At 54.3% G+C, this 13,654-nt stretch carries 12 protein-coding genes and 1 tRNA gene; 10 read left to right on the forward strand and 3 right to left on the reverse strand.

The features are described 5' to 3' along the window. The first annotated feature begins 224 nt into the window (after positions 1-224). From fimA to sfmF, 6 genes are all read left to right on the forward strand, one after another. Positions 225-788, forward strand: a complete 564-nt coding sequence (gene fimA / locus ACN9MQ_RS05185; RefSeq protein WP_020885158.1) for a type 1 fimbrial major subunit FimA — start codon at positions 225-227, stop codon at positions 786-788. A 67-nt stretch (positions 789-855) separates the two neighbouring features. Next, on the forward strand, positions 856-1,401 hold the full coding sequence (fimI, locus tag ACN9MQ_RS05190) for a type 1 fimbrial protein subunit FimI (RefSeq protein WP_020885157.1): 546 nt from the start codon (positions 856-858) through the stop codon (positions 1,399-1,401). A 34-nt stretch (positions 1,402-1,435) separates the two neighbouring features. Next, complete coding sequence (fimC, locus tag ACN9MQ_RS05195) at positions 1,436-2,128, forward strand: type 1 fimbria chaperone FimC (protein ID WP_020885156.1); 693 nt, start codon at positions 1,436-1,438, stop codon at positions 2,126-2,128. A 14-nt stretch (positions 2,129-2,142) separates the two neighbouring features. Beyond that, entirely contained in the window at positions 2,143-4,704 is a 2,562-nt protein-coding gene (locus tag ACN9MQ_RS05200) for a fimbrial biogenesis usher protein (protein ID WP_426021406.1), read from the forward strand. Beyond that, complete coding sequence (gene fimH / locus ACN9MQ_RS05205; protein WP_020885154.1) at positions 4,697-5,704, forward strand: type 1 fimbria D-mannose specific adhesin FimH; 1,008 nt, start codon at positions 4,697-4,699, stop codon at positions 5,702-5,704. Before ACN9MQ_RS05200 ends, fimH begins: the two co-directional genes overlap by 8 nt. Before the next feature lie 9 nt (positions 5,705-5,713). Further along, on the forward strand, positions 5,714-6,238 hold the full coding sequence (gene sfmF / locus ACN9MQ_RS05210) for a fimbria assembly protein (protein ID WP_047356118.1): 525 nt from the start codon (positions 5,714-5,716) through the stop codon (positions 6,236-6,238). 51 nt (positions 6,239-6,289) lie between these two features. Here sfmF and fimZ read toward each other — a convergent pair whose 3' ends face one another. The 3 genes from fimZ to ACN9MQ_RS05225 form a co-directional block, all read right to left on the reverse strand. Continuing rightward, positions 6,290-6,922 (reverse strand): fimbria biosynthesis transcriptional regulator FimZ, encoded by a 633-nt coding sequence (gene fimZ / locus ACN9MQ_RS05215; RefSeq protein ID WP_014168952.1) that lies wholly within the window; start codon positions 6,920-6,922, stop codon positions 6,290-6,292. An 812-nt stretch (positions 6,923-7,734) separates the two neighbouring features. Beyond that, a complete protein-coding gene (locus ACN9MQ_RS05220) occupies positions 7,735-8,451 on the reverse strand; it encodes a helix-turn-helix transcriptional regulator (protein ID WP_032677572.1) in 717 nt (238 codons plus the stop codon). Between the two features lie 24 nt (positions 8,452-8,475). Beyond that, positions 8,476-9,174 carry an EAL domain-containing protein gene (locus ACN9MQ_RS05225; RefSeq protein ID WP_134178872.1) on the reverse strand — a complete coding sequence of 233 codons (699 nt, stop codon included), beginning with the start codon at positions 9,172-9,174 and terminating at the stop codon, positions 8,476-8,478. Between the two features lie 278 nt (positions 9,175-9,452). Here ACN9MQ_RS05225 and ACN9MQ_RS05230 point away from each other — a divergent pair. The 4 genes from ACN9MQ_RS05230 (at position 9,453) to ACN9MQ_RS05245 (ending at position 13,517) form a co-directional block, all read left to right on the forward strand. Further along, a tRNA-Arg gene (locus ACN9MQ_RS05230) sits at positions 9,453-9,529 on the forward strand. Positions 9,530-9,859: 330 nt separating this feature from the next. Further along, on the forward strand, positions 9,860-10,876 hold the full coding sequence (locus ACN9MQ_RS05235; protein ID WP_032677574.1) for an iron ABC transporter substrate-binding protein: 1,017 nt from the start codon (positions 9,860-9,862) through the stop codon (positions 10,874-10,876). Positions 10,877-10,900: 24 nt separating this feature from the next. Then, on the forward strand, positions 10,901-12,475 hold the full coding sequence (locus ACN9MQ_RS05240; RefSeq protein ID WP_014168956.1) for an ABC transporter permease: 1,575 nt from the start codon (positions 10,901-10,903) through the stop codon (positions 12,473-12,475). 1 nt (position 12,476) lies between these two features. Next, the gene (locus ACN9MQ_RS05245) at positions 12,477-13,517 is read left to right on the forward strand and encodes an ABC transporter ATP-binding protein (protein ID WP_426021405.1); all 1,041 of its coding nucleotides are present in this window, start codon (positions 12,477-12,479) and stop codon (positions 13,515-13,517) included. The last annotated feature ends 137 nt before the right edge of the window (positions 13,518-13,654 follow it).

Genomic DNA, 13,654 nt, shown 5'->3' on the forward strand with positions numbered 1-13,654 from the left:
CGAGTTTTCATCAGGAGGCCGTAAAAACCCTTCTGAGGGGATGGTCAATTTCTTAGGCAGGATTAGGATGTGACCTGGCGAAATGACAGCGTTTTGACATATTTTAAAATACATTCATGAGCTACTTTGTCTCCTCCGAAATAAGCTTTCAATTAATCAATTGAACGTATTTCTTATTCCCGATTATTCGCGGGAAGGGTTATTTACATTTTAAAGGAATAGACATGAAACTCAGCAACATTGCTTCTACTGTTATTGCTACTCTGGCCCTGGTTGCGGGTGCCGCAAATGCAGAAGATACAGCCACTCCGGTTACCGTAAATGGCGGTACCGTACACTTTAAAGGTGAACTGGTTAATGCTGCATGTTCAGTAAATACTGATTCTTCCGAGCAGACGGTTAACCTGGGCCAATACCGTACCGCGAAGTTCACGAAAGTGGGTGACACCACCTCTAATATTCCGTTCACCATTGAACTGAATGATTGTGACCCGCTGGTTGCGAAAACGGCCGCAGTTGCGTTCACCGGTCAGATCGACGCAACCGACAAAACCCTGCTGGCGGTAACCTCTGGTAACAACGACAACTCCGCGAAGGGCGTGGGCATCGAGATCCTCGACAGCAAATCCACCACCCTGACTCCAGATGGTTCAACCTTCTCTGCCGCGCAGAACCTGATCGAAGGGACTAACACCCTGAACTTCACCGCACGTTACAAATCAACGGCTGCGACCACCGAGCCAGGCCAGGCAAACGCTGACGCCACTTTCGTAATGAAATACGAGTAATTCCTCCGCACAGGGATGTTCAGGCCTCAGGGAAGAGGCCGTCATACGCTAAGGCCAGGAACGAAGGATGACAAGGACCGGAACACTACTGCTGTTAACCCTTGCGATGGCCTGCCAGGCCTCAGCACATACCGTGGTGATCGACGGCGGCAAAGTTCATCTCAGAGGTGAACTGGTGAACGGCGGCTGCGCCGTGGCACCCGACAGCCAGAACATGCGCATCGAAATGGGGCAGTACCGAACCAATTCATTTTCCGGTGTGGGCAGTTTTTCCACGGTCAATGTGCCCTTCACCGTGCGGCTGCTGGATTGCAGCGTGGATGTCTCGCGCACCGTGGGGATCCAGTTTCAGGGCGTTACGCCAGCAGAAGATCCGCAGGTTTTTCTGGCGACATCGCGGCCAGGTGAATCACCGATAAGCAGCGGCGTCGGGCTGGCTCTTTTTGACGAACAACAACGTCAGATTATCCCGAACGCAACGGCCGTCAGCTGGTTGCCGGTGAATACCAGTGAGCTTGCGTTTCATTTTAGCGCCCGCTATCGGGCTATTTCCGAACACCTCGTGCCAGGCAATATTCAGTCGGATGTCTGGTTTACGTTGATTTATCCATAACACCTGCGAACACATTATTAAAGGTACGGTTGTGATGAATACCCTAATTAAACCAGGACTGTTTTTATCGTTAATTTTAATGATGGTTTCTGCATGCGCAAATGCTTCCGGCGGTATTGCGCTGGGGGCCACCCGCGTTATTTATCCGGCAGATGCAAAGCAAACTTCGCTGGCGATCACCAACAGCAATAAACAAGAGCGCTATTTAATCAACGCGTGGATCGAAAATGCGAACGGGCAAAAAGAAAAAACCTTTGCCGTGACCCCGCCGCTGTTTGTCAGCGAGCCGGACAGCGAAAACACGCTGCGCATTATTTATGCCGGGCCCGCGCTGCCTGCCGATCGTGAATCGCTCTTCTACATGAACGTGAAAGCGATCCCGTCCGTGAACAAAGCGAAAACGGAAAACAATAACGTGCTGCAGCTGGCTATCCTGTCGCGGATCAAGCTGTTTGTCCGCCCGACAAATCTGCCGATGCAGCCGGAAGAGGCGCTCTCGCAGCTGCGTTTTGAGCGCGTCGGCAACCACCTCAAAGTCAGTAACGCTTCGCCGTATTACATCACGCTGGTCAATATGAAGCTGGGCGGACAGACGCTGGATAACCTGATGGTTGCGCCTAAAAACTCGGCGCAGCAGGTACTGCCAGCCGCCGCAAGCGGTACGCTCTCCTGGCAGAGCGTGAATGACTACGGTGCCATTACGCCGGCGCGTAGCGTCAACCTGTGAGCAGAGTCAGGGCGATGAATAATCACCAGGGACGTTACTGCCCGGTCGCACTGGCGCTGATGGCAGCGCTCTGGCCACAGGCTGGCTGGAGCGAAAGCTACTTTAACCCGGCCTTCTTGTCCGATGACACCGCCAACGTGGCGGATTTATCGCGTTTTGAACAAGGTCACCAGCAGGCGCCTGGCGTTTATCGCGTGGATATCTGGCGTAACGATGAGTTTATCGCGACGCAGGATGTGCGCTTCGAGCAGGCCGACAATACACCGCCGGTTGCCGGTGGGCTGTCGCCGTGCATTACGCGCGTGATGCTGGAGCGTTTTGGCGTCAATATCGCAGCCTTTCCTGAGCTGGTTAACGTGAAAGGGGAGACCTGTATACCCCTGGCGAAGGCTATTCCCGGCAGTGAGATCGCGTTCAACTTTGCCTCGTTGCGCCTGAATATCAGCCTGCCACAGGTGGCGATGCAGAACAGCGCACGCGGTTATATTCCGCCCGATCAATGGGATGAAGGGATCCCTGCCGCGCTGGTGAACTACAGCTTTACCGGCAACCGCGGGAGCGAGGACGACAGCTATTATCTGAACCTGCAGAGCGGGCTGAACTACGGCGCGTGGCGTTTACGCAATAATGGCGCATGGCGTTACACGCAGAATAACGGGCAGCGGCACAGCAACTGGCAGAATATTGGCACCTGGGCGCAGCGCACCGTGATCCCGCTGAAAAGCGAGCTGGTGCTGGGTGACAGCAATACCGGTAATGACGTTTTCGACAGCGTGGGTTTTCGCGGCGGGCGGCTCTTCTCGTCTGACAGCATGTACCCGGACAGCCTGCAGGGCTACGCGCCAACCGTTCGCGGCATCGCCCGAACGCCCGCCAAAGTGGTCGTTCGACAAAACGGCTACGTTATCTATCAAAGCTATGTACAGCCTGGCGCCTTTGCCATCACCGATCTTAACCCAACCTCGTCAAGCGGTGACCTTGAGGTGACGGTTGAAGAGAAGGATAGCAGCCAGCAGCGCTATACCGTGCCGTATTCCACCGTGCCCCTCCTGCAGCGCGAAGGTCGCTGGAAATATGACCTGGTGGCCGGGGATTACCGCAGCGGCAACAGCGAACAGGATACGCCATTCTTCACGCAGGGTACGTTGATTACCGGGCTTGGCGACGGCTACACGCTGTACGGCGGTACCCAACTCGCGTCACGTTATACCGCGGTGGCCATCGGGGCCGGGAAAAACCTCGGTGACTGGGGGGCGGTGTCGCTCGATATCACCCATGCCCGCAGCCAGCTCGCGGATGACAGCCGCCATGAAGGGCAGTCGCTGCGTTTCCTCTATGCAAAATCGCTTAACGGATTCGGAACCAACTTCCAGCTGCTGGGCTACCGCTACTCCACAAAAGGGTTCTACACCCTGGACGATGTCGCGTGGCGTTCAATGGAAGGCTACCAGTATGCCGACAACCAGGATGATGACGGTGTGCCGGATGTGGAGAGTTATCACAACCTGACGTGGAATAAAAAAGGGCGTTTCCAGCTCAATATTTCCCAGTCGCTGGGGGATTACGGCTCGGTCTATATCTCCGGTAGCGAACAGACGTACTGGGGCACCGATGAGTCCAACCTCTGGTATCAACTGGGGTACGCGGGCGGCGTGAAGGGCGTCAACTACTCCGTGTCCTGGTCTTGGAACAAATCCGTCGGGATAGACGGCACGGACCGAATCGCGTCGTTTAACGTCTCCGTACCGTTCAGCCTCTTTACCCGCCAGGGTTTTCGTCGGGACAGCGCCATTGACCGTGCCTATGCCACGGCGTCAGCCAGCCGTAATAGTGATGGCGACACAAGCTGGCAAACCGGGGTCAGTGGGACGTTGCTGGAAGATCGCAACCTGAACTACAGCGTGACCCAGGGCCACACCAGCAATAACGGCTCAAGCGGAAGCGCCAGCGCGAACTGGCAGGCAACCTACGGCACGCTGGGGGTTGGCTACAACTACGCACGCGACCAGCACGATCTCAACTGGCAGCTCTCCGGCGGCGTGGTCGGCCATGCGGATGGCGTAACCTTCAGCCAGCCGCTGGGTGATACCAACGTTCTGATCAAAGCGCCGGGAGCATCGGGCGTGAGCGTGGAAAACCAGACCGGTGTGAAAACCGACTGGCGTGGCTATGCGGTGATGCCGTATGCCACCGTCTACCGCTATAACCGCGTGGCGCTGGATACCAACACCATGAGCAATAACACCGATATCGAAAATAACGTGAGCAGCGTGGTGCCGACAAAAGGGGCGCTGGTGCGCGCCAGCTTTGATACCCGTATTGGCGTGCGCGCCCTGCTGACCGTCACGCGCGGCAACCAGCCTGTGCCATTCGGTGCCGTGGTGCGTGAAACCCAGAGCGGCGTCACCAGTATGGTGGGCGATGACGGACAGATTTACCTGAGTGGCCTGCCGCTGGAAGGTGAACTGCTGATCCAGTGGGGCAACGGGATGCAATCCCAGTGTCGTGCGCACTACAGCTTGCCAGAAAAGAGCCTGCAACAGGCAATCACACTTAAGGGGATTCGCTGTGAGTAAAATCCATTGCCTGGCTTTATCACTTCTCTCTATTTTGCCCGTGGGGAATGCCTTAGCCACCGTGTGTGTGAATGAAAAGGGCGTCCCTACGGAGGTTCATTACGACCTGACGGATAAATTTAACAGTTCGAATAACCAGATCGGACAGGTGGTGACGCTCAGCGAGAAATCGCAGTGGGTGGGGGTGAATGCCGTCTGCCCGAAGGGCACCACCGGGAACACGACCAAACGTAGTTATGTTACCGATTACCCGGTCACGGGAACAAGTGATGGCTATCAGTACCTGAAACTCAACGACTATCTGGATGGGGCAATGAAAATTACGGACAGCTTTGCTGGCGTATTTTATCCGCCCAAAAGTTACATCCAGATGGGGAGTCACCCGAACGTCTCTAAAAACAAACCGTTTGGCGTTCAGGATTCCAGCCTCGTCTTTCGCCTCAAAGTGACACGACGGTTTATAAATATGGTGGTGATCCCGCGGGCGACCATGTTCCGCGTCTATGTCACCACTACCTCTTCTGATCCGTTAACCTCGCCGGTCTACACCATCAGCTACAGCGGGACCATCCAGGTGCCGCAAAGCTGCGCCATCAATGCGGGGAATATCGTGGAATTTGACTTCGGCGATATCGGGGCCTCCCTGTTCAGCAAGGCCGGGGCGGGTAACAAACCGGAAGGGGTAACCGCACAAAGCAAAACCATCGCCATCAAATGCACCAACGTGGAAGCGAACGCAATGCTGACGATGCGCGTTGAGGCAGAAAAGGTCTCCAGCAACGCGGTGGTGTCGGATAACCCCGATGTGGGGTTTGTGATTGCCAACGAAAGCGGTACCCCGCTAACGCCCAACAACCTGACCAGCAAAATTCCGTTCCGGCTCGACGACAGTGCGCAGGCGCAGGTGGGGATCCGGGTCTGGCCGGTCAGCGTGACGGGGAATAAGCCTGCGGAAGGCCGTTTTACGTCGCGGGGTTATCTGCGTGTGGATTACGATTAAGGGGAAGAGATGCGGAACCGGAACTGGCATTTCGCCGCGATGACACTGATGATGCTTCACGCCAGCGCGCAGGCAGCCACTGCGCTGGGGGAGATCAATATTCAGATGTACGGCAACATTGTTGATTTTACCTGTGTGGCCGAGGGCAGCGATAGCGACAAGAGCGTTACGCTGGGAACCTGGCCCACGAAACAGCTCAGCACCACGGGAAGCCGCACGCAGCCCATGCCGTTTACGCTGAAGCTGACCGGCTGTCCGCCTGGTGCGGCGTCCATCACGTTTTCGGGTAAAGCCGACGGAAGCAATAACGGGTTACTGGCGCTCAATGACGCCAGTACGGCAAGCAACGTTGCCGTCGAGATCAGGGATGCGGATAAAACGCGTCTGGCACTTCAGGAGGCCAGCCAGCCGGTAGCGGTTGATGCGCAGGGAAATGCGACATTGTCATTTTATGCCAATTATATTGCCACTGCTGATAACCCTCAGCCCGGACGGGCTGATGCTGATGCCACCTTCATGATTAATTATAATTAGCGCTGACCGCACTCCCTGCAGCTCGGATAAGCTGCAGGGAGTGAATTCAGGTTATAGCAGTTCGTGTGCTTTGGCATAATCAATTAATTCAACGATGCTTTGCACACCCAGCTTGGAATAAATATTGGATTTATGTGCGCTGATGGTTTTGTTGCTTAATAGCAACTGCTCTGCAATCTCCTTATTGGATAAACCATTTGCCAGGTAACGTAATACCGTCACCTCACGATTCGATAATGGCATATCCGCGACCATCCCTTTCCCCGAACCCAAATGGTTTATAAAATTCAACGTTTCCGACGGGAAAAAAGAATAGCCCATCAGGATCATTTCAACGGCGTTGTAGATCTCGCCCAAATCTTTTCGTTTACTGACAAAACCATTTGCCCCGGCGCGAATGGCGCGTCCCGCGTAAAAAGACTCGGATTTTGAAGAGAGGAACAGGACCTTGATGTCTTTATTTAAGTTTCTGATTCTCTTCAGTAAAGCGAAGCCGTCTGTGCCCGTAAGTTCGATGTCCAGGATCACCAGATCGATAGGGTGGTTACGGATACAGTCAAGGACTTCATGGCTGTCGCCAGACTTGAGTTTGACTGTGATGTTTTTATTTTTCTGTAGCAGGACTTCTATCGACATTCTGACGATAGGGTGTTCGTCCATAATGATAACGGATGCCGGTTTCATTTTTAATGCCTCAGACTGTTAAAAGCGTTATGCCGAGTTTGGTTAAAACTCTCGAAATGCCGGAAGGATAAATGTGCAGATCCTTATACCGTAGTATTTCCCTGGAAAGAGCGAAAGCATCCTTGTTAACGTAGTGAAGAAATCTATGCCTCAGCGCGGTCATCTCATTTGGCTGGTGTTGGCAAAAAGGTTTTTCTTATTCATATTTGATACGCGTCTTATTATACCGTGTAAGTTTTTTCCGAAAACCCTGTAAATTACCCCTCGCTTATTACTTTGTATTATCTTCTGGATCCGAATAGCTATTTTTTTAAAATTAGCTTAAATATCCTGTTATCCCATTTACCGCATCTTTTGATCTTTATGTAATAACAAAAAATGACATATCACACTGTATGTTGATCAAATGTTAACAAATCGACGGCCGTTTTCAGGGGCTGAAAGCGGGATCGGATGGCGAAAAAGTGTTCACAGAGGGCACCAGACCTTCGTTTGAAAGTGATCGGGTCGCCGCCGGAAAGGGCTCCCGTCGTACAGCAGAACATACTACAGACTTCGCTTTCGACTGCCAGGCAGTCTCGCCGAGCCGCTTGTTTTTACATCATTATCGTCTTATTAACTCCTTTATCAAACACTTAACGCACGGAGGAAAGTGCTGCAGATTATTCATTCTGTGACATTTCACATGGTTTAAGCCCGTAAATTAGGAATAGTTATAAAATTGAAATTATTGTTAAAATTTAACAAATAAGTAACATGATTGATAAGTAAATTCCTAAAGGTCTTTAGGAAATAAGGGCTTAGTGGGTGGGTTAGAAGGTGCAGTCTGAGAGGTTATTGAGAAGGTGCAGCAGTTCCTGGCGATGGGTCAGACCCAGTTTCAACAGAATGCAGCTGAGACGATAGATAATGCGGCTATAGGGGCGATTCTGCATCAACGCTATCTGGCGAAGGGTCTTCCCCCGCGATAACTCCTGCAAAATAGGCCATTCGGTGCGGGAGAACCAGTCTTTATCGCAGCCCTGGGGAGGGCTGGTATCCATCAGGCTGTGCTGGAAAGCAGACGGCGTCAGCTGACGTTCGAGCACGTGAAAAGGGCCCGCCGCTTTGCAGAACAGGCGAGTATCGTAATTATCCGCCCTGACTAACAGATAGGGCGTCAGAAAAGGGGGATAGAGGCTATGCCTTCTGAGCTGATCCAGCTTGTCGATCAGCGCAGTGGAGCGGCTTTCAATATCCACCACCAGACGGGCGGAAGGCCACTGGGCCAGGGCGCTAAACGCATCCTCCAGCGTGGGATAGTCGCAACAGCTGCTCAGGGGAAATTGGCCGTTGAGAAAACCGGTGCGCAGAAAATGATCCTCCGTCACCAGAATGATAAACGGAGCGTCTGTTTTGCGGGGCTGGCTGATGGACTGACTCAAAAATTCGAGCCGGTCGAAGAAGGGGGGAGCAAAAGGCGAGCGCGTAAATCCCAGTGCATCACTTCCTGTACGCCGCCGCCGGTAACGGCGCACTGTCATTCGCATGGCCTCCCCCCTGGAAATGGCTTTTTAATCCTCCGGCCATGTCCAGGACGGCCAGTAATAGCCCTGGCCGAGTTCTGCGCCTGCCTGCAGTGCCCAGGTACAATCCTGCTCAGTCTCAATACCTTCAATAAGCACTTTCCCGGCAAGCTGAAAGCACCGGGACACCAGTTGCCTTAGCGCGGGCGTGGCGCGTAGACGCCAGAATGCATCCTTATCGATTTTTACGCCGCTTAACGGTAACTGGCAGGATAAAAAGGGCGGGATGAGTGTTTCATCAATGTCATCCAGCCAGATACCGTGACCTTGTCTTATGAGCTGCAACAGGCTCCGGGTAACGGCCTGCCTCTGCGCGGCTGACAGCGTTAAAAAAGCACTGGGGTCGACAAGTTCAATATTCAGCGGCGGACATTTTATCCGGCTAAGCCGCTGAAAAGCGTCGGGCTCTGTCAGGACGGTTATCGGCAGATTAATGAAAAAATTATTACAGTGCGGGGTATTTTTTAACGCGGTGAGCTGTGCTTCAAGCAGCGTTATCGACCAGTCTGCAGACTGATGGCGGAAAAAGGCTTCGCTATGCTGCGTTTCAGACAGGACGCTAAGGACCTCCACGCCGACCCTGCGTAAAGAGGAGAGGGCGACGATGGGCTCAAGTTTGATGCCGACGATGTCCTGAGAAAGGTACTGTAACCGGGGGGGCGTATAGGTCAGGTTTTGCGCTGTCACTCCATGGTCCTGTTGTCTGTCAGCCTCCAGGCGGCCGGGATACCTCACACTAGTGTGACGAGCTGACGCTCATGAAAACAGCAGGCGTTACTTAAATGCAACTAAGCCTTTTCGCAGCGCGAAATTCTACGACGGAAAAGCGATGAATGTTGAAAAAACAGCCGTATTTACAATCGGCTAGCGGTAATTGCCCCTGAAAGCCGAAAAGGCATTGACTCACCTGTCATTGACCGTATAATTCCAGGCGTTTCACCACCGCGAAGTTCACTCTTCTCAGTGCGCCCTTAGCTCAGTTGGATAGAGCAACGGCCTTCTAAGCCGTAGGTCGTAGGTTCGAATCCTACAGGGCGTGCCATTTACTGCCTTCACCCTTTTTCGCTTCCACTCTCCCGTTTTACGCTAAATACACGTTTATGCCGATCTCATTCTGTCGATTAAATAATCGGGAAATAAATAGAACGCTAATGAATATTTGTTATTTTTCCAGCCTAAGGTTTTCTTAATCTTTATTTCATCCATTTTTATAATCTGGATTTTTATCATATTTATCCGCTGTATAAGAATATTTTACACTTTTACGACTAAACTTGATTGATACTAATTATCATTAGCGTTTTTGTATGCTTTAATCCTGTCCCACAACGCTATGCGTGGTAAATCACCCTGGTCTATAAAGGATATGTTCATGAATTCTCGCCTGTTGTCATGCTTCTCGCTTGCCTTGTTGTCTTCATCTCTTTTCCTTTCCACACAAGCACTTGCCGCTGATAACAACGAAGGTATCGTTGTTTATAACGCGCAGCATGAAAATCTGGTGAAGGCGTGGGTTGACGGTTTTACCAAAGAAACGGGTATTAAGGTGACGCTGCGTAATGGCGATGACAGCGAGCTGGGTAACCAGCTGGTTCAGGAAGGCACGGCATCACCTGCAGACGTGTTTCTGACGGAAAACTCGCCTTCAATGGTTCTGGTGGATAATGCCAAACTGTTCGCGCCACTGGATGCAGAGACCCTGAAGCAGGTGCCTGCGGAATTTCGTCCTGCGCACGGCCGCTGGATCGGGATTGCTGCGCGTAGCACGGTGTTTGTCTATAACCCGGAAAAATTGAGCGAACAGCAATTGCCAACATCGCTGATGGATCTGGCGAAACCTGAGTGGAAAGGCCGCTGGGCGGCATCGCCGTCAGGCGCGGATTTCCAGGCGATCGTGAGTGCGATGCTGGCCCTGAAAGGCGAGCAGGCCACCCTTGAGTGGCTGAAGGCGATGAAAACCAATTTTGTGGCCTACAAAGGTAACAGCACCGTGATGAAAGCCGTTAACGCCGGCCAGATTGATGGCGGTGTGATTTATCACTACTACCGTTTTGTCGATCAGTCCAAAACGGGTGAAAACAGCAAAAACACCCAACTCTACTACTTCAAACATCAGGATCCGGGTGCCTTTGTCAGCCTTTCCGGCGGTGGCGTACTGGCGTCCAGCAAACACAAAGAACAGGCTCAGGCATTCATCAAGTGGATCACCGGTAAAGAAGGTCAGGAGAGCCTGCGCACCAACAACGCGTTTGAATATGCGGTTGGCGTGAACGCGGCCTCTAACCCGAAACTGGTTCCGCTGAAAGATCTGGATGCGCCGAAAGTGGAACCTTCAACGCTTAACAGCAAAAAAGTTATCGAGCTGATGACGCAAGCCGGCCTGCTGTGATCCTGAGAGTTAAGTGAACGCCTTATGTCTGGTCTGAGTCTCGACATCGGAAAAAACAGGATGCAGGAGCCTGCTCGCAGGCGACCTGCACTGCCGATGGTTGCGTTAGCTGTCTTATTTTCATTAATGGCGCTTCTGCCTCTGGGTTTTATCATTGCCATTGGCATTGAGACGGGCTGGGAGACCATTAAGACGCTGGTGTTCCGCCCGCGTGTTGCTGAGTTGCTCAGCAACACGCTGTGGCTGACGGCCTTAGCGGTTCCGCTTTGTATTGTGACCGGCGTGGCGATAGCCTGGCTCACGGAGCGTACCCGGCTGGCCGGGCGGGGAATATGGTCTGCGCTGGCGGTCGCCCCGCTGGCAATCCCCGCGTTTGTACAAAGCTATGCCTGGGTGAGCGTCGTTCCCTCCCTGCACGGTCTTTCCGCGGGAGTATTTCTCTCTGTTTTAGCCTACTACCCGTTTATCTACATGCCGGTTGCCGCGGTACTGCGCCGCCTCGACCCGACGCTTGAAGATGTGGCCGCGTCGCTCGGCACGCCGCCGTGGCGGGTCTTTTTCCGCGTGGTGTTGCCGCAGCTCAAGCTTGCTATCTGCGGCGGGGCGCTGCTGGTCGCGCTGCACCTGCTGGCGGAATACGGCCTGTACGTGATGATCCGCTTTGATACGTTCACCACCGCGATTTATGACCAGTTTCAGTCTACCTTCAGCGGCCCGGCAGCCAATATGCTGGCGGGCGTGCTGGCCTTATGCTGTCTGGCCATCTTAATGCTGGAAGGGGTGACGCGCGGAAAAGCACGCTATGCGCGCATCGGCGGCGGGGCCGCACGTGAACAGAAACGCTGGCCGCTGAAGCCGGTCGCGGCCACGCTGGGCCAGTTGTTTTTCCTCACGCTGATCGTGCTGGCGCTGGGCGTACCGTTAATTGTGCTGTGTCGCTGGGTCTGGCTGGGCGGTATTGAGAACTGGATGAGCGCGGACCTCTGGCACTCCCTGCGCCAGACGCTCATGCTCGGCGTGGGTGGCGCACTGCTGACCACGGCCTGCGTGATCCCCATTGCGTGGCTCGGTATCCGTTATCCGCACCGCGTCTTCCGGATGCTGGAAGGGTGTATCTACATCACCAGCTCGCTGCCGGGGATTGTGACCGCTCTCGCGCTGGTAACGGTGACGATTCATTACGCCCGCCCCATTTATCAGACGGAAATTACATTGTTCCTCGCCTATCTGCTGATGTTTATGCCCCGCGCGCTCATCAACCTGCGGGCCGGGATTGCACAGGCGCCGGTAGAGCTGGAAAACGTGGCGCGTAGCCTTGGCAGCACGCCTGCGAAGGCGCTGTGGAGCGTCACCATGCGGCTGGCCGCGCCGGGTGCCGCCGCGGGGGCTGCGCTTGTTTTCCTCGGCGTCAGCAACGAACTGACCGCCACGCTGCTGCTCTCCCCGCTGGGAACACGCACGCTTTCCACCGGTTTCTGGGCGCTGACCAGTGAGATCGATTATGTTGCCGCCGCACCGTACGCGATGCTGATGATCCTGATTTCACTCCCGCTGACCGCCATCCTCTACGTGCAGTCGAAAAAAATTGCAGGACTATGACATGCTTGAATTGACGTCCATTTCTAAATCCTTTTCCGGTGTGCAGGTGCTCGACAGCTTAAACCTGAGCGTTGCGCCTGGGAGCCGGACGGCGATAGTCGGGCCGTCCGGGTCAGGGAAAACGACGCTGCTGCGCATTCTTGCCGGCTTTGAAACGCCGGACGCCGGGCGGATAGTGATGCAGGGCCGAACGCTGTTTGACGAAAACAGCTTCATTCCCGCCCATCTGCGCGGCATCGGCTTTGTTCCCCAGGAGGGGGCGTTATTCCCGCATCTCAGCGTTGCAGACAACATTGCCTGGGGGCTGGACGGCACGCGCCACGAAAAGCGCCAGCGCGTAGAGGCGCTGATGGAGATGGTGTCGCTGGACAGACAGCTCGCGACCCACTGGCCGCATGAGATTTCTGGCGGACAGCAGCAGCGTGTGGCGCTCGCCCGCGCGCTGGCTCAGCGTCCTTCATTGATGCTGCTGGATGAGCCGTTCTCGGCGCTCGATACCGGTCTTCGCGCCATGACCCGCAAAGCGACCGCTGACCTGCTGGCGGAAGCGGGCGTTGCCTCGATTCTGGTGACGCACGATCAAAACGAAGCGTTATCTTTTGCCACCCAGGTGGCGGTAATGCGTTCCGGGCGCTTCACCCAGGTGGGTACCCCGTATGACGTCTACACTCAGCCCGTTGATGAAGAGACCGCGCTGTTTCTGGGCGACGCGGTGATCCTGCCCGCTCAGCTTACCGCCGGCCATGCGGTGTGCGCGCTGGGTGAGATACCCACCAACAATACGCATGCCACCGGGCAGGGCCGGGTCATGATGCGCCCTGAACAACTGCGCGTGACGGCGTGCGCGCCGCATGAAAGCCCGGTGTCGATAATTGATGTCGATTTTACCGGTCATTTGTCCACGCTCACCCTGGCGTTTGCCGGGCATCAGGAGCCTGTTGTTCTGAAGACCGTAAGCCAGCCTGGCTGGAATCCGGGTTCGGCTGTGCGTATTGATGTTGCGGGAACCGCCCGCGTTTTATCGTTCTCCCGCCGCGCCTGAAAGACCGTCCCGGAAACGGGGCGGTTATGCGCCACGCTATCCCGTCTATACGTCCTCCTGCTTTCCCACGCCTGTTAACCGATTTTCTCACGCAGTGACGTGCGTTTACGCTTGCCAACAATCATGTAATGCGTATA

The organism is Enterobacter sp. R-25 (assembly GCF_049913205.1).
In the GTDB taxonomy this organism is placed as follows: domain Bacteria; phylum Pseudomonadota; class Gammaproteobacteria; order Enterobacterales; family Enterobacteriaceae; genus Enterobacter; species Enterobacter ludwigii.

Excerpts from the sequence above, each read along its gene's own strand:
- ACN9MQ_RS05235 (WP_032677574.1), top strand. The coding sequence starts at position 9,860 with ATGAATTCTCGCCTGTTGTCATGCTTCTCGCTTGCCTTGTTGTCTTCA.
- ACN9MQ_RS05240 (WP_014168956.1), top strand. The coding sequence starts at position 10,901 with ATGTCTGGTCTGAGTCTCGACATCGGAAAAAACAGGATGCAGGAGCCT.
- fimA (WP_020885158.1), top strand. The coding sequence starts at position 225 with ATGAAACTCAGCAACATTGCTTCTACTGTTATTGCTACTCTGGCCCTG.
- ACN9MQ_RS05220 (WP_032677572.1), bottom strand. The coding sequence starts at position 8,451 with ATGCGAATGACAGTGCGCCGTTACCGGCGGCGGCGTACAGGAAGTGAT.
- fimC (WP_020885156.1), top strand. The coding sequence starts at position 1,436 with ATGAATACCCTAATTAAACCAGGACTGTTTTTATCGTTAATTTTAATG.
- ACN9MQ_RS05245 (WP_426021405.1), top strand. The coding sequence starts at position 12,477 with ATGCTTGAATTGACGTCCATTTCTAAATCCTTTTCCGGTGTGCAGGTG.
- fimI (WP_020885157.1), top strand. The coding sequence starts at position 856 with ATGACAAGGACCGGAACACTACTGCTGTTAACCCTTGCGATGGCCTGC.
- fimZ (WP_014168952.1), bottom strand. The coding sequence starts at position 6,922 with ATGAAACCGGCATCCGTTATCATTATGGACGAACACCCTATCGTCAGA.
- sfmF (WP_047356118.1), top strand. The coding sequence starts at position 5,714 with ATGCGGAACCGGAACTGGCATTTCGCCGCGATGACACTGATGATGCTT.
- ACN9MQ_RS05200 (WP_426021406.1), top strand. The coding sequence starts at position 2,143 with ATGAATAATCACCAGGGACGTTACTGCCCGGTCGCACTGGCGCTGATG.